Annotated in this window: 20 protein-coding genes; 16 read left to right on the forward strand and 4 right to left on the reverse strand. The window is 36.8% G+C overall.

Translation table 11 applies throughout. The annotated features are described in order from the left end of the window. Positions 1-220: 220 nt before the first annotated feature. From EKM69_RS07330 to EKM69_RS07340, 3 genes are all read right to left on the reverse strand, one after another. Positions 221-988 (reverse strand): SDR family NAD(P)-dependent oxidoreductase, encoded by a 768-nt coding sequence (locus EKM69_RS07330; RefSeq protein ID WP_125709671.1) that lies wholly within the window; start codon positions 986-988, stop codon positions 221-223. A gap of 90 nt (positions 989-1,078) precedes the next feature. Continuing rightward, a complete protein-coding gene (locus tag EKM69_RS07335) occupies positions 1,079-1,390 on the reverse strand; it encodes a hypothetical protein (RefSeq protein ID WP_125709673.1) in 312 nt (103 codons plus the stop codon). Between the two features lie 114 nt (positions 1,391-1,504). Beyond that, complete coding sequence (locus EKM69_RS07340; RefSeq protein ID WP_125709675.1) at positions 1,505-2,449, reverse strand: DHH family phosphoesterase; 945 nt, start codon at positions 2,447-2,449, stop codon at positions 1,505-1,507. Positions 2,450-2,665: 216 nt separating this feature from the next. On the opposite strand from EKM69_RS07340, the gene EKM69_RS07345 reads away from it, so the two are divergent. The 11 genes from EKM69_RS07345 (at position 2,666) to EKM69_RS12320 (ending at position 12,393) form a co-directional block, all read left to right on the forward strand. After that, on the forward strand, positions 2,666-4,597 hold the full coding sequence (locus EKM69_RS07345; RefSeq protein ID WP_125709677.1) for an Ig-like domain-containing protein: 1,932 nt from the start codon (positions 2,666-2,668) through the stop codon (positions 4,595-4,597). A 197-nt stretch (positions 4,598-4,794) separates the two neighbouring features. Beyond that, on the forward strand, positions 4,795-5,271 hold the full coding sequence (locus tag EKM69_RS07350) for a hypothetical protein (protein ID WP_125709679.1): 477 nt from the start codon (positions 4,795-4,797) through the stop codon (positions 5,269-5,271). Between the two features lie 48 nt (positions 5,272-5,319). Further along, positions 5,320-5,658 carry an Ig-like domain-containing protein gene (locus EKM69_RS07355; protein WP_164505889.1) on the forward strand — a complete coding sequence of 113 codons (339 nt, stop codon included), beginning with the start codon at positions 5,320-5,322 and terminating at the stop codon, positions 5,656-5,658. Further along, complete coding sequence (locus EKM69_RS07360) at positions 5,600-6,832, forward strand: hypothetical protein (RefSeq protein ID WP_125709683.1); 1,233 nt, start codon at positions 5,600-5,602, stop codon at positions 6,830-6,832. Before EKM69_RS07355 ends, EKM69_RS07360 begins: the two co-directional genes overlap by 59 nt. A gap of 220 nt (positions 6,833-7,052) precedes the next feature. Then, positions 7,053-8,927 (forward strand): hypothetical protein, encoded by a 1,875-nt coding sequence (locus tag EKM69_RS07365; RefSeq protein WP_125709685.1) that lies wholly within the window; start codon positions 7,053-7,055, stop codon positions 8,925-8,927. 129 nt (positions 8,928-9,056) lie between these two features. Then, positions 9,057-9,293, forward strand: coding sequence for a P8 family protein (locus tag EKM69_RS07370; protein ID WP_125709688.1), 237 nt, complete (start codon positions 9,057-9,059; stop codon positions 9,291-9,293). Between the two features lie 222 nt (positions 9,294-9,515). Further along, positions 9,516-9,716 (forward strand): cold-shock protein, encoded by a 201-nt coding sequence (locus EKM69_RS07375; RefSeq protein WP_125709690.1) that lies wholly within the window; start codon positions 9,516-9,518, stop codon positions 9,714-9,716. A 317-nt stretch (positions 9,717-10,033) separates the two neighbouring features. Then, positions 10,034-10,336, forward strand: a complete 303-nt coding sequence (locus EKM69_RS07380; RefSeq protein WP_164505890.1) for a hypothetical protein — start codon at positions 10,034-10,036, stop codon at positions 10,334-10,336. Next, on the forward strand, positions 10,317-11,609 hold the full coding sequence (locus tag EKM69_RS07385) for a Y-family DNA polymerase (protein ID WP_125709694.1): 1,293 nt from the start codon (positions 10,317-10,319) through the stop codon (positions 11,607-11,609). The genes EKM69_RS07380 and EKM69_RS07385 overlap by 20 nt, the downstream gene beginning before the upstream one ends. A gap of 13 nt (positions 11,610-11,622) precedes the next feature. Beyond that, positions 11,623-11,946, forward strand: coding sequence for a hypothetical protein (locus EKM69_RS07390; protein WP_125709696.1), 324 nt, complete (start codon positions 11,623-11,625; stop codon positions 11,944-11,946). Positions 11,947-12,255: 309 nt separating this feature from the next. After that, the gene (locus EKM69_RS12320) at positions 12,256-12,393 is read left to right on the forward strand and encodes a hypothetical protein (RefSeq protein WP_164505891.1); all 138 of its coding nucleotides are present in this window, start codon (positions 12,256-12,258) and stop codon (positions 12,391-12,393) included. Positions 12,394-12,964: 571 nt separating this feature from the next. Here the strand turns inward: EKM69_RS12320 and EKM69_RS07395 are convergent. Further along, on the reverse strand, positions 12,965-13,312 hold the full coding sequence (locus EKM69_RS07395) for a hypothetical protein (protein ID WP_125709698.1): 348 nt from the start codon (positions 13,310-13,312) through the stop codon (positions 12,965-12,967). 224 nt (positions 13,313-13,536) lie between these two features. Between EKM69_RS07395 and mscL the strand changes: the two genes are divergently transcribed. The 5 genes from mscL (at position 13,537) to EKM69_RS07420 (ending at position 17,863) form a co-directional block, all read left to right on the forward strand. Further along, positions 13,537-13,929 (forward strand): large-conductance mechanosensitive channel protein MscL, encoded by a 393-nt coding sequence (gene mscL, locus EKM69_RS07400; protein ID WP_125709701.1) that lies wholly within the window; start codon positions 13,537-13,539, stop codon positions 13,927-13,929. Positions 13,930-14,088: 159 nt separating this feature from the next. Then, entirely contained in the window at positions 14,089-15,315 is a 1,227-nt protein-coding gene (locus EKM69_RS07405) for an argininosuccinate synthase (protein WP_125709703.1), read from the forward strand. Further along, positions 15,315-16,694: an argininosuccinate lyase gene (argH, locus tag EKM69_RS07410; RefSeq protein WP_125709705.1), complete on the forward strand. Its 1,380-nt coding sequence runs from the start codon at positions 15,315-15,317 to the stop codon at positions 16,692-16,694. The genes EKM69_RS07405 and argH overlap by 1 nt, the downstream gene beginning before the upstream one ends. 301 nt (positions 16,695-16,995) lie before the next feature. Continuing rightward, positions 16,996-17,241: a hypothetical protein gene (locus EKM69_RS07415; RefSeq protein WP_125709706.1), complete on the forward strand. Its 246-nt coding sequence runs from the start codon at positions 16,996-16,998 to the stop codon at positions 17,239-17,241. 244 nt (positions 17,242-17,485) lie between these two features. Continuing rightward, positions 17,486-17,863, forward strand: a complete 378-nt coding sequence (locus EKM69_RS07420) for a hypothetical protein (RefSeq protein ID WP_125709708.1) — start codon at positions 17,486-17,488, stop codon at positions 17,861-17,863. Positions 17,864-17,906 lie beyond the last annotated feature (43 nt).

Below are 17,906 nucleotides of genomic sequence, written 5' to 3' on the forward strand. Positions count from 1 at the left end.
GTTCGAAGAATATAAAATAGTGCTATTTATTCTTGTCTGCTAAACTTGCTGCAAATTGGATAGTGGTTTTTATTTTTATCCTCAAGTATGCTGAAACGAGCTCCGCGAGGTAGCGGCCTCCGGTTAACACAGGTGGTCGAGGCACGACTGCGTCGCACCTTGTTCGATCACCCGCGTTAATCCTCAGCAGCTGACCAACCTCGCTGCGCTCTCTGAGCTTTTACATAATAGTAGGCACTAATCCTCCATCCAATCTCAATGCTTCTCCAGAGAATGAAGGGCTGTCTGGACTGGCTACGAAGGCGGTGAAGCGACCTATTTCTTCTGGTCTTATTAGTCTTTGGATTTGTGATCTGGAGCGATGATTTTTCATGAAGTCGGCTTTTTCGTACATATCTTCTAACATTTTTTCTACGCCTTCAGTCAAGGTTGAGCCGGGCATGATGGTGTTGACTGTTACGTGAGTGGCTTTTGTTAGTTTCGAAAGGCTTTTTGCTAGAGAGAGGTTCATTGATTTGGTCATACTGTATTGGGGCATTTCTCCTGATGGCATGATGGCTTCTTCGCTAGCGATGAAGATGATCCGGCCGAAGTCTTTGGCTAACATTTTTGGTAAGTAAAATTTTGATAAGGCGTTTCCTGAAAGGACGTTAACTTTAAAAAATTTGTCCCAAGTTTCATCGTCAATCTCGAAATAATCCATTGGTTGGAAGATGCCCATGTTGTTGACTAGAATATCGACCTCGGGGACTTGTTTGAATATTTTTTGTTGTCCGTCTGCTGTGGAGATGTCGGCAGCAACTCCTGTCACTTTGGAGTTAGGGTAGTTGCTTTTGATTTCCGCGATAGTTTGCTCAACAGCACTGTCAGTCCGGCCGTTGATGATAACGTTGGCATCTTCAAGTGCTAGTTGTGTGGCGATTGCTTTACCGATTCCTTTAGTAGAACCGGTGATAAGCGCAGTTTTATTTTTCAAATGTAAGTCCATATTATTTCTCCTCATCTGTTTATCGACTTCATCTTAACAAATAACTGGAGAAATAATAGTAGGTACTTTTAAGTAACGTGGTCGGATCTTTTAATCTGAGGCGGTTAAAAATCTTAGGAAATTACGACTCTTTTGTTCTTTTTCAAATTCAGCAGTGTCGATGTCGACTAAAGTAATGACATCTCCGTAATGGTTAGTTGGGATGATGAAATTGGATGAGGGGATGTTTTGCTGATTTTCTTGCAAGAGTTTTATTTGATCATATATTTCTTTACGTGCTTGACGCATACCGGTGTATGGATCTTCAGCATGTAGCGAACAATTTAAATCTGGGATATCAATGTAATAAGGATAATAATCTCGATTACATTTGGTCATGATTACTGGGTAGACTGCTTTCATATCAATGTACCTCCACGATTAATAATTATTAACATATTAGTATATAAAGAATAGTTATGATTACTTATTTTTAATAATATTTTTTACCAAAAAAAAGAACTGATATGATTGGCATCAGTTCTTTTCTGCTTCATTAGTAATGTTATCCATTTCCTTGATCAATAAATTGACCGATTCGTCACCGTGAACGTAAACACCACTAGCTAGAGCGTGACCACCGCCGCCGAATTTTTCAGCGACAGAATTGATCGGGATATTTTTGGAACGAAGGTTGACCCTGAAGATGTTTGTTTCGTTTTCGCTCAAAACAGCCCAAGTTTTGACGCTGTCGATCTTACCGATCAATGGTACAGCGTAATCCAATTCTCCGGGATTGAGGTTGAAGATGTCGAGTAATTGCTTGTTCAAAATGATGTAAGCAAATCCTGAGTCATTGAGAGAAAAGTTTTCGAGCATGTAAGCTTCTAAACGGGCTGTTTGAAGATTGATCTCGTTTTCTTCGTGACTTATCTTTGAAGCATCTGCACCTAATTTGACCAACTTAGCTGCCGTATCCAAAGTTCTGAAGTTAGTGTCAGCGTACAAAAATCTATTGGTGTCGCCAATGATCCCGGCATACAAGCAGTCAGCGATTTTTGGAGTTATTTGGAGGTCCATTTTATCCGCAAATTTAAAAATCAATTCGGCACAACTAGAGTAGTGGTCTTTGACCCAATTGAGCTCGCCAAAATGATCGACATCTGGATGATGATCGATTTTGAGGATCTTTTTAGCAACGGACAGATCGTGTTCATCATCGATCCGTTCGGTGTTAGCTGTATCGACAGCAATAATTATGGCGTCTTGATAATCAGATTGTTCCAGCTGATCCATTTTGCCGATCCAATCAAAGATAGGTAAATCGACACCTGTTGCAAAAATATCCTTATTTGGGAAAGCTTTTTGCAAGATCAACTTCAAGGCAATTTGTGAACCGACAGCATCAGGGTCAGGATTGCGATGTCGCAAGATAATTATTTTTTGATTATTAACGATTTCGTTATAAATTTGACTGATCATATCAGGGAACCTCCAATTAAACTTCTACCATCTTAAATATACTCGAAATGTCGCCATATTCATATTAAATTAGTTTCTCTGCTTCAATAATATAACAATTTATACCGGTTTGAATATTATATTAATAAATAAAAATATTATTTCAAATATTTGATTATTTCTACTAGATTTTCATATTTGACGTGATAAACTGTAAACGCTTGAGGGAGGGATTACATGCGATGGAGGTCGCTTTTTTTATCATGTGGATTAATTTTGTTTTGTATTTTACTGAGCAGTGAGCATCACCAAGATTCTAGTAGAAGAACAGCGAATGCCGATGCCACAAACGCTGACGTTATCGGCTATGACACGCCGAGTCCAGAACCAGTTCAAGTTTTTGGAAAGTGGATCACAGCAGGATTTCGCTTGCAGCCGAAGGATATGACGGTCAAGGAAGGGTCCAAAGCTTATTTGTATTCTAATTTTCAATTATCTAGTGATGATATCGAACAAAATTTAGAGTCCAAGTATACGTTGCTTCATTACTGGTTCCAACTGCAGAGTGATGGCAGCTGGAAGAGAAATCCAAACTATTTCCAAAATTACATCTGGCTTTCAAAATTGAAAGTAGGTACTTATTATTTTCAAGACAATGCGGAGTTAACTCCTAAACCGTTGACTAATTTAAAAAATTTGAATTATTATTCGCGAGTTGCCAAAGTGACGGTAGTACCGAATGACATTGCAATTGAGGATTTTAAGATCAAGCCCGACGATGACTATTTGTTTGCTAGTTCAAGTTTTCATCAACAACATTCACAGTCAACGACCATCCGACCGATCACGACACCTGAAAATGCTACGGGTAGTGTGAAATGGAGTGTTGATAATACTGATTTAGCCACGATTGATAACTCTGGTGAACTGTTCGTCAATGGGACTGGCCAGACGGGGATCGTGACGGTCACCGGTGTCTTCACGGATACCTCCGGACATTCTATGTCAGCGACTACCCGGGTCACAATCGGAAGCGGTGGTTTGGAAGATCAAACTGTAAATGAAGGTGAAACGGCAACTTTTGATATTTTAGGACGTAGACCAACTAAGGATTATTCGATCAATTGGTATGAAGTTGGAAAGGATGGCCAAACAAGAATACTAGATGACCATGATTTCACATTGGACGTTAAAAATACTACTTTAGCTGACAGCGGTAAAAAATATTATGCCAAAATAATCATTAAAAATGCGAACGGATCAACGCAGACGATGACGACTAGACGAGCAAATTTGACGGTCAATACCAATAATGATCCCGTCGTGAACTTTTCGACGACGATCGAAGATAGTACTTTTGTAGATCCGCAAAATTCGCCGATCAGCTTAAATAAGGTAGCTGAAAATGATTGGATCAGGCTCAAAGGGGATGTTTCAGACACTAACTTAAAATCACGTTTAACCCAAGGAATGATTGCATTAAAGCTACCAGCAGCAAAAAATATTTTAATCAGTAGTGTCAAATTGGATGACCAACCGGTTGACGATTATTCGATCACTGCTAATGACAGTCATTCAATATTAAAAATGCCTGCAATCGATTTTGTTAAAAGCAAATCTCATCATTTTGAAGTCATCTTTCAAATAACAAAGTTACCGAGCACTTCATTTAAAGGCGATGCTCAGTTATTGCAGACAGATTCAGCAGGGAATTCGATCGAGCCGAGTGTTAATAGTAACTTCCTACAAATGAATTATTCAGAAAACGACTTTTTACTATCAAAAAGCGATGTCAATTTTGGGACCATCGTTCCTTGGAACTTGCAAAATGAATATTTAGGGACGGTATCTGATACTGATTCACGAATTTTGAAAGTAAACGATCAAAGACGCCAGAAGAATCCGGCACAGATCACCGTTAGTTTAGCTGGACCGTTGACTGATCCGACAACGGGTCAAAAGATGAACGCTGATATTATGCTTGATCAAGGCGGTCAGGAGAAGCCTTTGGATGATCAGGCGTTGCTAGTGCAAAATTCCATTGCTGGGCAATCTCTTCCATCAGTGGTTTGGAAAAATAATTTACGCTTAAAGCTGTATGGACAACCGCCAGTCGGTGGTGATTATAGGACAGAGCTTAACTGGACAGTCGTTAATAGTCCCATATAAATAAATAAGTGAAAAAATTTAAGGATAAGAACTTGTGGTTATACTAGTTCTTATTCTTTTTTATTGGATCGATATTTTTTTGAGAATATTCGATTACATCGTTATTAATAACCGTGAAATATTAATTTATAATCTAGTAATATATTTTTATATAAAATGAACTTAGCTCTGGAAATTAGTAAAATTGATGCTAAAATATGCGCGAGAGGAAGGGATATTTTATTGAAAAAATAATAGTATCGCTTATTTTAGCGACGACATTTGGTCTAATTATCGGACTAACTTTCAATTGGGGGATCGGAAGAGGTAATTTATCAAATAACCACGTCACGGAAGCAGATATGAACACTACCGCAACGGCAGATGACGCACCAGATATCACTAACAATAAACCGAGCCCGACTATTGGCAAAGTATTAACTTTTTACCCAAATGACGGTTTTAGACTGCAGCCAGATCAACAAGTTAATTTGTATAAAGGTGGGCCGACAAAGACGATCCACACGGTTCCAGCTGAAGGCGAACTAAAAGATGATTATGCTTTGAAATCGAAGCAGTGGACAGTTTATGATCCAACTACCAAGAAATGGGATGTTTTAGGATCGGCTGATCCATATGCCAAGGTCGTCAATAATGATGACTTAGTTGTCTCACCAAATGACGGTGGGACTTGATATTATCAATATCATCTTCGTTGGACGGATAGTGATTATTTAGGTATCGTGATTAATAACAAAGATGACTATTCAAATATTGTCAAAGTTAATACTTATGATCAAGCCAATAAAGTTAGTTATTTATCAGTTAAATCAGATGATGGCTTTTTATATAATAATCAAAATTATCAAGATTCTACTTATGTGCATGCCGTTCCTAAAGAAACAAACTCGACAAGTACAGTAAAATGGAGCTCAAGCGATGATTCAATCGCAACGGTCGATCAACAAGGATTAGTCCGTCCAATATATGACCCAACCGGGAAGACTAGGATGGTTACTATTTATGGCACTGCGACTAATTCTGACGGAAGCATTGTTAAAGGGAGTAGGTGGATTGAATGATAAAAAAGTAAAATCTGATTCAACCGCTACATTTACTATTCAAGGTAGTATACATCCAAACATGGATAGCATCGCATCAATCAATTGGTACCGGATCGATCCGCCATCCACAGGGAACTCTGATAAGCCGCGTCTAGTTGCAACTGGAAAAAGTCTTCAATTCAGTGTCAGCAATACGAAACTGAAAACTGATAATGGTGCGTATTATTATGCTGTTGTTACATTTAATGGAAAGAGTACTAAACAGATAACGACTAATAAGGCTTTGTTATCAGTATATTCACTTCAAAATAATGAGATCAAGTTCTCCAGCTTCAGTGTGAAAAATGAGACTAATAGCGATGTACAGAATACTCGTGTTTTATTAAATAATGTTAAAAATTACGACAAAATAACCATGAATTTCTGGCTACGAGATTCATTATTAGGTTCCCATGATAAAGGTCCCTTGGTTATCCAGTTACCCGCTGGTGCCGTTGTAACTGAGGCCAGATCAACAAGTAATTCAAGTCAATTTGATTCGTACACCGACCCTATGGGGAAAAAAGTTTTTAAAACACAAGCAACAGATGACCCTAATATTGAAACTTTAACCGATAAGAATTCTGAATTTGACGGCTTTGGTGCAATGCTATATACGGTTTCTTTTTATTTAACTAAAGCGGAGCTTAATAGTAATTTTAAAGGAACTATGACTTATTCACCTGTTAGTGCTACCGGAGTAGAATATGGAACGTATGTTGGACCTAGTTATTCTATTAATCCCATTCCACCAGAATTCCAGTTAAGCGCACGATCAATTGATTTTGGAAATATTTTACCATCTTCGAATAAGGCTTTAATCGGAAAAATTAATGATCCAAACTATATGATTTTGAAAGTTACTGATTTGAGAACGCCTGAAAAAAGATCACCTCGAGAGCTTTCCGTAAGTGCTGATTCTAACTTTATTAATGAGAATGGTAAGATTTTTCATACTAGTTTAGTATTAGACAATAATGGAGTAGAAAAGCCGATTGACTTGGCCGGGATACAAATTTACGAAACGAAAACAGGCGAAGAAATGCCATCTGTTTACTGGAAGAATAAGCTGAAATTACGATTTCTTAGTCAACCTCAAAATGGAGGAGTCTATAAAACAAAACTAACTTGGACAATTACAGATTCAAGATAAATAAGTCAAATTTGAAGTAATTTTTGTCAAGGTATTTGCCTATAATGAAAAAATGTTATACTATCTTCGAAGATTGTTATATAAATCACGAGAAGGATAACTTGCAAAATGTTTTGGGGATGCATTTTGTAAGTAGATCAAATATTATTTAAAAAACAAAAATGGAATTACTACCACATTGTGGGGTAATTCCATTTTTTTGCTTTAAGGGGGAGTGATTATGAAGGTTCGGGTTGTTTTTATGTTGTTTATTCTAACGATTGGGTACGCATCAATTATTTTTTTAGGTAAGTCGGAGACTATTGTTGAGGCTGATTATTATGATCAAACTAGTGGTCTTAATTTGATTGGAAAGCCTAGTGGTCTAGCAGGGATGTTTTTGGTATTTCGGAAAACTGGAATATATTATTCTTCAGATGAACAACGAATTGAAAGTGGTAAACAAGCAATTGTATCGTTTAAAACCTTTTATCACTGGTATGAACACTTAGAATCGGTAAAGATATATCAAGTTTTTAAAAATAATAATATGAAGCCAAGGCTATTGGAAGGTGTCAAAAATCAACGGATAGCAATCAATTTGAATCAAGAGGGAGACTATTATTTTCAAGGAAAATCTCAAGTTAAAAGTTTAACAGGTAATAAGACTTTTTATTCTAAAGTTATGATTGTCCATGTTAATCCCATTCCAACTGATGTTAGTGATTTCCACATAAAAATTGATGATAAATATTTGAATAGTTTTAAGAATTCACCTAGCCATGTTCAAGCACAAGCCATCATTCATCCAAAAAAGGCAAGTGGAGTTGTTCAGTGGTCCGTTGACAATAATAATCTAGCAACTATTGACCCTGACTCAGGCTTAATTTCAGCTAATAGTGATAGAAAATTCGGATTTGTAACAGTCAAAGGGGAGCTGATTGGGAATCATAATGTTGATGTCAAGTTTTTTGATACACAAAAATTATACATTGGATTAGGGTTAGATAATCAAACCGTTGAAGAGGGAGAAAATGCGACATTTACAATTCAAGGGGATATTGTTGAAGGTGCATCAGGTATTGATTGGTATAAAAAGAAAAAGTATGGAATGCCATCAAATATTCCCAATGAACATTCAAAGTCGTTGACTGTCAAAGAAGTTAATACCGAAAAGGCAAAGTATGCGTATTTTGCAAGAATTCATCTGCCTACTAACGAGGATGGGAAAAACGTTGGTAAGTTGGAAACAAACTATGCCACAATCAACATTATCCATAGCGATAAACCTCAGATTAATATGAAATTTGCTTTTGTGAATGAGACTCTAAATCATTTATTTCCAGGTGAATTGATGTTACGTCCGATATTACGTCGGGTCGCTCCGAAAGATAATATCCTTATGAAAGGAACAATAACAGAAAATAATAAATCGTCATTTATCAAAAATGGAAAATTGGAGTTTAAAGTTCCTAACAGAATTCAAAATTTAAGAATACTTATTAATAAATCTCCAGTATCAAATGATTATGACAAAGAAAGCAACACTGTAACTATTAACAATTTTGATTTCTCGCAAACTAAAAATTTTGATATTGATGCTAGCTACACTATCGAAAATATTCAAAATGAAAAATTTGTTACTAAACCGGTGTTTCAAGGTATAAAGGATGAATCTGATCAGTCAGACCTTTATACAATTGATGGAGAACCTTTGGAAATGGACTTTGTTAAGGATGAACTTAAGGCTGCGGGAAATTCAATAAAGTTCCTTGTAAATCACATTAAAGGTGCTGAGTCATCTGCCTATGGTCAAATTAATGATCCAGATGGAAAAGTATTAACTTTTCAGGATGACAGGCGCATCAAGGGGGTAACATCAATTTATGTTCATTTGAAAGGTTATACAAATTCCAATTCACAACCAAAATTTTATTATTGCCCACCAAATTCGGCTCCTAAATTAATTACGAATGATTTGATGGAAGTTTATAAAACGCAGGATGGTGAACCACTTAGTTTTTTAACTTGGAAAAGAAATATAAAAGTCGTAATTCCCAAAGATTATCCTTCTACCGGAAGTTTCAAAGCTTCAATTCTCTGGGTGATCAAGTGATTGAAAAAAACTAATTATGACAATTTATCAATTCGATAATATATATCATTAAAAAATATGAGCTTTTTATGTGCCACTTTTTCGAAATGGCCTTATAATGTAGTCGTAAATCTAAGGAGGCTGTTTAATATGACAGAAATTCTATCTGATGCAGATATTGCAAAGGAACCTGAGGTTTTAAATACACCAATGAAAGATGCATTTGACTGGAGCGATTCCAAAGTCGACGTTCGTGATGCAATCTGGGATCATATTATGGAGAGTAACAACCATAGTACTGATAAGACCGCCGAAGCCATGAAACCATTTTTGGACATGAGCGAAGACGAAGTAAAAGACTACGTTGAAAAAAATTTAAAGAAGTAATTCAAGACGCATATTAATTTTAAAAAACTCTGAAACGTGTTTGTTTCAGAGTTTTTTTATTTATTTGATCAAATAGCTATCTATTTTGGTAAAAAACATGTATACTTTCGTTATTGTATTAAGAGTTGGTTAGAGGTTTAATTTTTCTTTATGAATGGTTACTTTCTGAACTTGGCTTAACAATGCAAAAATAACGCGCACAAGCGCTGGAGGTTCTCATTCATGGAACAAGGAACAGTTAAATGGTTTAACCCTGATAAAGGTTTTGGTTTTATTACTCGCGAAGATGGTAGTGACGTATTTGCTCACTTCTCAGCTATCCAAGGTGAAGGATTCAAGACTTTAGACGAAGGTCAACACGTAACATTCGACGTAGAAGACGGCGACCGTGGACCACAAGCAGCTAACATCGTTAAAGACTAATTAGCTACTTAGAGATTGAAACGCAGTTTTCAATCTAATTAAAAGGCGACGATTAATTCCATTAGGAATTGATCGTCGCCTTTTTTGTCGTGTATTTTTTAGGGAATCCCAAAATGACGGTCTTTTTTAACAACATAAAAAATTAAATAAAAAGAAAAATCGATCACTACTTGAAAATACGAACACATGTTCGTATAATGTTTGTTAAAAGGTTGGTGATACAGATGGAGCAAACTGTCCCACGAGAAAAGTGGCTATATAACGATCGAGGCATGATGAAATGGATGGGGTGGCTATTGTCTGATCATAGTGCCTTTATGGAGAAATCAAAGCTTCAAGAGGCTGGTAAAGACGTTAAACCGGAGATGGATCAACGTCAAGTCAGCAAGAACTTGGCCTCTGCTTGGGAAAATGGTGAAGTAGTTACGATCCAGATGAACTCGATCGAAGATAACTCCTTTGTTCCTGAAATCAAGGGTCAAGTGATCGGATTCAATGCCGGACAAATTTACCTATTGTTAGAAGAAGGAACGACAAGCAGGCTGAATGTTGAGAATATTCGCTATGTGACAGCAACGCCTTCACAAAAGTGGTGGTTAGATGATAACGCCCTTCGATGATCCTAGTAGATTGCCAATCAGAGATATTATGTGCATTGATTGTAAGTCTTTTTACGCAAGTACGGAAGCAATCAGGCGAGCGGAACATCCATTGGCAGCGAAAATTGCCGTTTTATCGAGAGCAGAATCTAATGGTGGCTTGATCTTAGCAGCCTCGCCAGATACTAAGAAAGACTATGGAGTTAAATTAGGGACTCGTAAGTTTGAGATTAAACCAGATATGGACATCCAATTAGTATCGCCGCATATGGCTGATTACATCCGTTTGAATTATCGAGTGAATCAAATTTTTCGCCAATTTACGGATGATTCACATTGGTTCGTTTACAGTGTTGATGAATCTTTTATTGATGTTACTCATAGTCACAAATTGTTTGGTAGTAATGAAGAAATCGCTGCTAAAATCCAAGATAAGGTTTTTAAAGAAACGGGAATAGTGACAACCATCGGGATCGGTCCTAATCCATTGATGGCAAAACTGGCACTGGACAATGCTGCTAAAGTTCAAGCACCTTGGCGGGCTGCTTGGACTTATGAAGAAGTCCCAGAAACTATTTGGAAGATACCTTCACTAACGGATTTCTGGTCGATTGGGGCTAAGACGGCCAATAAACTAGAACGAATGGGGATCCATTCGATTTATGACTTGGCTCACGCTGATCGAAAGAAGCTCAACAAGAAATTCGGCATTTTAGGTGATGCCTTATATTTTCACAGTTGGGGGATCGATTATTCTGATTTAGCTAAACGATATGTTCCTAGATCGGATAATAAAGGTTACGGAAACAGCCAAGTTTTGATGCGTGATTACGTGACTAAAGAAGATATTGAAACGGTTTTATTTGAAATTGCTGATCAAGTCGCCACTCGATTACGAAAGCATAAGGTGCTGTGTGAGGTCATCGGTATTCAAGTCGGTTTTGCTGAACCGAACTTGGAAGGTGAGAACGGTTGGGGTGCTCAAACTAAAGTAGATCCGACGAATCAGACGAATGATCTGATCATGGCAACTAAGTACTTATTCGAGAAGAAATGGCAAGGTGAGGCTTTACGAAGCTTAGGAGTACGAGTTAACCGTGTCAGTCATCCTAATTCCTTACAGATGTCATTGTTCGAAGACGTTCAAAAATACGATGCCAATTTGCGTTTAGAGCATACTATCGATCAGATCAGAGATAGGTATGGTTATAAGGCAATCGTGCGGGGATATAGTAAATTATCGGCTGGTACAGCAATTGACCGGAGCAAGTTAGTTGGTGGTCACCAAGCCTAAAAGGTGAAGTACAGTGTTAAAAGAATCGAAGATTTTAATTCAAAACTTTGATAAGCATTTTTTACGAAAATACAATTGGCGTTATCATTTGTTGATTGTCGATAATCATTTGTTTGATAAATATAGCTTTTTCTTGCAGACGTTTAAGAAAAACGAGAAATTAGTTTATAGCTATGATCTTTTAGAGATCGAACATGATGAGAAATTGTATAAAGAGGTTGTCCGTGATCTAAAGGAACATACTCAATTAAGGATTGAATATCGTGATACTGATCATTTGGTCCATCCGGGTAAAGATATTCAATTAGATAAAAGCCATGGACATTATGGAAAATAAATAGACTCTGGAATTGTGCTAAATTCCGGAGTTTTTCGCTATCATGATATGTAAAAAGCAAAAATCAAAAAAAATTTGTAAATTTTTTCGAAGTATGAGTATAATCTAAGAAACCGTTTTCAATAATCTGTGGAACTTTGATGTGAAAGCGATTTTTGTCACATTTTATGCAACCGTATTCAATTGCGTTATAATAGTCATGTTATAGGTGATGAAAAATTTTGTAAAAGTAGTTTGACAAATTAATCACAAACACATAAAATAAAATGTATTCGTTACCAAAAGAATAAAAATAAATGGAGGTAAACAATGAATATGAAATATCGTGTATATTTAGATACAGATTCACAATTGTTTACTGTCGTGGATAAAAACAACGAAAACGTTAAAGCCAACGGTACAACAATTGAAGAAGCTATCGGAAAATTAAAAATGTTAGTTGCTTAAGAAAAAACGATACTTGAAAACTTAATTTGTTTTCAGGCATCGTTTATTTTTTTGTGTTTTTTTCAGTGGTTGGGATTTTTTGTGGGAGCTTTGTTTTCAATGGTTGATTGGTTTAGTTTTGGATCGATATTTTTTAGATGTTGTTTGTTTTATAGTTGGACGCCGTGGCTTTTGGTTTTGAAAATGTGGATGCTTGCAGCATTTATTGAATTTAAATTAGTTGGTTCTCAAATTTGCAGTAATAAAATAGCACTATCCATTTTTTGCAGGCAAAACTTGCAGCAATTTTGGATAGTGCTTTTTATTTTAATCCTCAAGTATGCGGAAACGAGCTCCAGGCGACAGCGGCCTCCGGTTTAGAAACTGTCAGCAGACACGGCTTCGCCGCACCTTGTGTGCTGACAGTCCCTAAATCCCCAGCAGCTGACCGTAGCCTTCCGCTCTATGAGTTGAAAACGAGTTCCGAGACGCAGCGGTCTCCGGTTAACACAGGTGGTCGAGGCACGACTGCGTCGCACCTTGTTCGACCACCCGCGTTAATCCTCAGCAGCTAACCGCGCCTCTCCACTCTCTATTTTTTCAATTTTTTCCCATTAGCATACATAATTCCCCAGATTCCAGGTATTAGATACAATGTTGGTCCGAAGAATGCTAAGACTACTAATACTATTGGGTAGATGTATGAGTTGTCTTTGTGGATGAATTTGATCATGAAGAATGAGATTATTTGGATGGCTATTAACATTAAGGCGATTACGATCGACATTCCTATTGCTAAGGCTCTATCCATTTGGTTGTTGCTTAGTGCTGAGACGTGGGATAGGGCACCTACTAATAAGACTGCTAATAAAAAGTAGATTACGGTGTTGATCCACCATACTATCCAACCTGATTTTTGTACTGGTGTTTCTGATTTCATGTAATTCCCCTCCATTTATCTTTTGATAATATTTTACAATAGAAAAAATATAGAATGGCAATTTTAAAGATTTTCCAATTAATTTATTTAAAAAGGCTTAATAAAGGCATCTTTTGTTGAAATCAATCTGAAAAAAATTGCATAATCTAGGCGAGTATATCTCGGTCAAATTTGCTGTTAATTTATTGAGAATGCTAATTTTACAAGTGATTGGAGTTTTTAAGATGTTAAAAGAATTTAAGGATTTTATTGCCCGTGGTAATGTTATGGACTTGGCCGTTGGTGTAATTATGGGGGCTGCTTTCACAGCTATTGTTACTTCATTAGTGTCAAATTTGATCAATCCATTGATCGGACTCGTTTTTGGCAAGATCGATCTTTCAAAGATGTCAGTCCAAGTTGCCGGTGCTAATTTCAAATATGGTAGTTTTATCGAATCTATCATTAACTTTTTGATCATTTCACTAGTAGTTTTCTTCCTCGTTAAGGGTGTTAATAAATTGATGACTAGCAAGAAACACGAAGAAGCAGCTCCAGAACCAACAAAAGAAGACGAAATGATTGCTTATTTGAAAAAAATCTCTGAATCTATGGATGAATCACATTCAAATAAATAGACTACTTTTTCTGAAAATTAAAACTCTTCCAATGGTCATTAAAGATTAAATAAAGCTGATAAATATAGATTTTTCCTTTATTGTCTTGTAAAAAATGAAAATAGGGGTTACTATAATTAACACAAAATTAATTTTTTTTTAATCAGTGGAGGGAATAAAATGACAGATACAAAGAAAGTAGTTTTAGCTTATTCAGGAGGTTTGGATACATCAGTAGCCATTCCATGGCTTAAGAACAAAGGATATGACGTTATTGCATGTTGTATCAACGTAGGTGAAGGTAAAGATCCTGACTTTATCGAAAAGAAGGCCATCAACGCAGGCGCTGTTTCAGCCGAAACAATCGACGCAAAAGATGAATTTGCTGATGGATATGCATTAGTTTCATTACTAGGTAACACTCTCTATGAGGGTAGCTATCCATTACTCTCTGCTTTATCCCGACCACTGATAGTTAAAAAATTAGTTGAAGTTGCTGAAAAGAATAATGCCGTAGCTATTGCTCACGGATGTACTGGTAAGGGTAACGACCAAGTTCGTTTCGAAGTTGGTATTCACGCCTTAGCACCAGACATGGAAGTTTTGAGTCCAGTTAGAGATTGGCACTGGTCACGTGAAGAAGAAATTGACTTCGCTAAGAAACACAACATTCCAGTTCCTATCGATCTTGATTCACCATACTCAATCGATGCCAACATTTGGGGCCGTGCTAATGAAGCCGGTGTTCTTGAAGACCCATGGGTAGAAGCACCAGAAGATGCTTTTGGCCTAACAAACCCAATCGAAAAAACACCTGATGAACCAGAAGTAATGACAATCAAGTTCAACAAGGGTGTTCCCGTTGCTATCAACGACGAAGAAATGAAATTTGCAACTATGATCGAGAAACTTAACGAAATTGCTGGTAAGCATGGTGTTGGTAGAATCGATCATATTGAAAATAGATTAGTTGGTATCAAGTCACGTGAAATTTACGAATGCCCAGCTGCAATGGTATTGATCACAGCTCACAAAGAGCTCGAAGATTTGACAACAGAACGTGACTTAGGTCACTTCAAACCAGTTATCGAAAAAGAACTTACAGAGATTATCTACAATGGTTTGTGGTTCTCACCATTGATGGACTCAATTTTGGCCTTCTTGAAAGAAAGTCAAAAGAACGTTACTGGTGAAATCAGATTGAAGTTATTCAAGGGTAATATTTGGATCCTTGGGCGTAAATCAGAAGTTTCATTGTACGATAAAGATCTTGCTACATACACATCAGCTGACTCATTTGATCAAGAAGCTGCCAAAGGATTTATCAAACTTTGGGGTCTTCCAACTCAAGTACAAGCTCAAGTCGATGCTAAAAATGCAAAGAATCCAGTAAATGAGGGCAAATAATGAGTACCAAAAAATTATGGGGTGGCCGTTTTCAAGCTCAAGCTGAAGCTTGGGTCGACGAATTCGGTGCATCAATAAGTTTTGATCAACTCATGGCTGACGAAGATATCGAGGGTTCTTTAGCACACGTTAAAATGTTAAAGAAAACTGGTATTTTGCCAGTTGAAGACTGCGATAAGATCATCGCTGGCCTTGAAAATGTTCGTCAAGAACTCCACGATGGGAAGCTTAATTTCACAGTTGAAAACGAGGATATTCATATGAATATCGAAAGTATTTTAACTGATGAGATCGGACCGGTCGCCGGTAAATTACATACTGGACGTTCTAGAAACGACCAAGTGGCAACTGATTTTCACTTGTACGTTAAGAATCGTTTGCCTAAGATCATTGAAGAAATTAAGACTATCCAACAAACTTTAGTCTCATTGGCTGAAGAAAATGTCGAAACGATCATGCCAGGTTATACGCATCTTCAACATGCCCAACCTATTTCGTATGGACATTATTTGATGGCTTATTATTCAATGTTCAAACGAGACGTTGAACGTTTCGAGTTCAATAATAAACATGCCGATATTAGCCCCTTAGGAGCTGCAGCATTGGCTGGAACAACTTTCCCAATCGATCGGGAGTTCACTGCTAAAGAGCTCGGATTCAGCGATATTTACAGTAATTCGTTGGATGCTGTTTCTGATCGTGACTTTGCATTGGAATTTTTGAGTAATGCTTCAATCTTGATGATGCATCTATCACGTTTTTGTGAAGAGATCAGTATGTGGGTCAGCTACGAATTCCAATACGTGGAATTGTCTGACAAATACACAACTGGTAGCTCGATCATGCCACAGAAGAAAAATCCTGACATGGCTGAGTTGATCAGAGGTAAGAGTGGACGTGTTTACGGTCATTTGATCGGCTTATTATCAACGATGAAGTCATTGCCATTGGCTTACAACAAAGACTTACAAGAAGATAAAGAAGGTACCTTTGATACCGTCAAAACGCTCTTGCCAGCCCTGAAAGTGTTCAATGGAATGATCTCAACGCTTAAGCCTAAAAAAGAAAACATGCGTCATGCCACAGAAAATGATTTTTCAAATGCAACCGAATTGGCCGATTATCTAGCAACTAAGGGTATTCCATTTAGAGAAGCCCACGGAATCGTTGGACAATTAGTTCTCCAAGGATTACAAACGCATAAGAATCTTCAAGACATCACGATGGATGAGTTCAAAGAGATCTCACCAAAGATCGATGAAGACGTTTATGAAGTTTTGAAGTCAGAAGTTGCTGTTGAAAGAAGAAATTCTCTCGGTGGAACAGGATTTGCTTCCGTAAGAAAACAAATCGCTGACGCGAAAAAAGAATTGCACTAATTAAATAGTGTCCAATAATTTTCAGAAAAAGCTGAAAGTTGTTGGACACTTTTTTAGTATTGTGTATTTCAAAAAATGGACCGAAGTATATAATATGATATATAGCAAATTACTGGCCCGGTATTTGCTATACTTACTTAATCTTTCCCGAATATAGTTCATTTTCCATTTTTAATCAGGGTTCGGTCCTACTCGAAGGAGTAGGGCCTTTTTGTAATTGGCTTAAGATAGAGAAGTTGATATACTGATGTTAATAAGAGAAAATAACCGATTTTTTTAATAAATAATGGGGGATATTTACTTGAAAAATTTGGCAATTGTTTACGTCACAGAAGCTGATCGTGGTATTTATACATTTGTGTTAGTGGCGGCAGTGATATTGTGTATCGTATTTGCTTTGTTTAAGCGTTTTGATGTCATGGTAAAACTGTTTAATAAATATTATGATACGAAAGATAAAATCGAAGGTCCGGTGGACTTTGGTCCAGATATTTTTCATTTTTTTACAATGGTCATTAAAGCCATTGCCCGTTTATTTGGTAGATGACGTTTATGATTTTCTGATTCGAATGGTTGTTTATAATTAGTTATGTTTTATATCGTAATGTTTTGTTAAATCATTTGATGACGTTGTCACGCAATCAAATAATTACTGTGTCACTGAGAGTTAATCATATCCATGTTTGAGATATATCTTGCTTGGGTTATATAACTTTATTAAGTAATTAGTGAAAAGGTTCACAAAGTGAGGTATACTCTTGAATGTAACTTATCTTAAGGAGGATTATTTAATGAAAAAGAAACACATTACATTATTAACATCGTTAATAATTGCAATTGCGTTCCTTATCAATGGAGGAGTTGTCAAAGCTCAAGATGTTAGTAAAGCTGAGCTTACTGCTGATATTAATTATCAGGATCCAAGTATAACGGACCTTATGAGCAATTCCGATTATTTTAGCATTGGGCTTTTGAACGAGAAAGTCTCTGCTATAAAAGAACAGAATCCGGGAATTAATGATAGTGACATTGTGACTAAAGTAATTTCTGTTCCTTTAGTTAGTAAAACAAATAGATCTGTTCCAACGGGTGTTGCTACGCTGGCGTTAGTGGGATATCGGAAGGATAATTCTACGTTTAATGTTTCTTACTATACAAAAAACACCTAGGGAGTTGATGGCGTTGTATATGCCGACTTCTCAGCAGTAACCG

Source organism: Companilactobacillus zhongbaensis (assembly GCF_003946515.1).
Classification (GTDB): Bacteria; Bacillota; Bacilli; order Lactobacillales; family Lactobacillaceae; genus Companilactobacillus; species Companilactobacillus zhongbaensis.

Excerpts from the sequence above, each read along its gene's own strand:
- EKM69_RS07340 (WP_125709675.1), bottom strand. The coding sequence starts at position 2,449 with ATGATCAGTCAAATTTATAACGAAATCGTTAATAATCAAAAAATAATT.
- EKM69_RS07345 (WP_125709677.1), top strand. The coding sequence starts at position 2,666 with ATGCGATGGAGGTCGCTTTTTTTATCATGTGGATTAATTTTGTTTTGT.
- EKM69_RS12320 (WP_164505891.1), top strand. The coding sequence starts at position 12,256 with ATGAATATGAAATATCGTGTATATTTAGATACAGATTCACAATTGTTT.
- EKM69_RS07405 (WP_125709703.1), top strand. The coding sequence starts at position 14,089 with ATGACAGATACAAAGAAAGTAGTTTTAGCTTATTCAGGAGGTTTGGAT.
- EKM69_RS07420 (WP_125709708.1), top strand. The coding sequence starts at position 17,486 with ATGAAAAAGAAACACATTACATTATTAACATCGTTAATAATTGCAATT.
- argH (WP_125709705.1), top strand. The coding sequence starts at position 15,315 with ATGAGTACCAAAAAATTATGGGGTGGCCGTTTTCAAGCTCAAGCTGAA.
- EKM69_RS07395 (WP_125709698.1), bottom strand. The coding sequence starts at position 13,312 with ATGAAATCAGAAACACCAGTACAAAAATCAGGTTGGATAGTATGGTGG.
- EKM69_RS07335 (WP_125709673.1), bottom strand. The coding sequence starts at position 1,390 with ATGAAAGCAGTCTACCCAGTAATCATGACCAAATGTAATCGAGATTAT.
- EKM69_RS07350 (WP_125709679.1), top strand. The coding sequence starts at position 4,795 with ATGCGCGAGAGGAAGGGATATTTTATTGAAAAAATAATAGTATCGCTT.
- EKM69_RS07385 (WP_125709694.1), top strand. The coding sequence starts at position 10,317 with ATGATAACGCCCTTCGATGATCCTAGTAGATTGCCAATCAGAGATATT.
- EKM69_RS07330 (WP_125709671.1), bottom strand. The coding sequence starts at position 988 with ATGGACTTACATTTGAAAAATAAAACTGCGCTTATCACCGGTTCTACT.
- EKM69_RS07370 (WP_125709688.1), top strand. The coding sequence starts at position 9,057 with ATGACAGAAATTCTATCTGATGCAGATATTGCAAAGGAACCTGAGGTT.
- EKM69_RS07380 (WP_164505890.1), top strand. The coding sequence starts at position 10,034 with ATGGAGAAATCAAAGCTTCAAGAGGCTGGTAAAGACGTTAAACCGGAG.
- EKM69_RS07375 (WP_125709690.1), top strand. The coding sequence starts at position 9,516 with ATGGAACAAGGAACAGTTAAATGGTTTAACCCTGATAAAGGTTTTGGT.
- EKM69_RS07360 (WP_125709683.1), top strand. The coding sequence starts at position 5,600 with ATGGCACTGCGACTAATTCTGACGGAAGCATTGTTAAAGGGAGTAGGT.
- EKM69_RS07365 (WP_125709685.1), top strand. The coding sequence starts at position 7,053 with ATGAAGGTTCGGGTTGTTTTTATGTTGTTTATTCTAACGATTGGGTAC.
- mscL (WP_125709701.1), top strand. The coding sequence starts at position 13,537 with ATGTTAAAAGAATTTAAGGATTTTATTGCCCGTGGTAATGTTATGGAC.